The 774-nt window shown below is 60.1% G+C and carries 1 protein-coding gene; it reads right to left on the reverse strand.

All coding sequences use genetic code 11. The features are described from left to right. The coding region (locus BW33_RS21575; protein WP_047601092.1) for an immunoglobulin-like domain-containing protein at positions 1 to 774 on the reverse strand (774 nt) is incomplete at both ends.

Raw genomic sequence — 774 nt, forward strand, 5'->3', positions numbered from 1 at the left:
ACCGCAGGGACAGTGCTTGGCACCAGATTCTCGAAGTTGCCGCCGGACGCATCCTTGATAGTGACTTCGACCTTGCCAGCGTCCTTGTAGACATCATCGGCTGGTGCTGGAACCGTCACGGTGCCGGTAGTTTTACCCGCGTCGATGGTGATCACCGAGCCGTTGCTCAGGGTCACGGTGACCGGCGAACCGGCAGCGTTGGTCAACGTCGCGGTGTAAACGATCGAACCGCCCTCAGCCACGGTACCGGTTGCGCTCAGCGACAGGTTGGTGGTGTCGACGGTGTCGGTAACGGTGGTCGAAACCGGCGTCTTGTCGGCGACCAGATTCTCGTAATTGCCACCGGTCACGCCGGTAATCGAGTTGGTCAGTGGCTCATGACCATTCAACGCATCGTTCGGTGCGGTGGTGGTGACGGTGCCAGTGGTTTTACCCACTTCGATGGTGATGGTCTGACCGTTGGCCAGAGTCACGACAACCGGCGAGCCAGTCACAGGCGCACCAACGGTCGCGGTGTAAGTGACGGTGCCACCCTCGGCGACCGAGGTGTCAGCGGACAGTTTGACCGTCGAAGTGTCGATGGTATCGGTCACTTCGGTGACCGCAGGGACAGTGCTTGGCACCAGATTCTCGAAGTTGCCGCCGGACGCATCCTTGATAGTGACTTCGACCTTGCCGGCGTCTTTGTAAACGTCATCGGCAGGCGCTGGAACAGTCACGGTGCCGGTAGTTTTACCCGCGTCGATGGTGATCACCGAGCCATTGCTCAGGGTC

Source organism: Pseudomonas sp. RIT288, from assembly GCF_000631985.1.
Taxonomy (GTDB): domain Bacteria; phylum Pseudomonadota; class Gammaproteobacteria; order Pseudomonadales; family Pseudomonadaceae; genus Aquipseudomonas.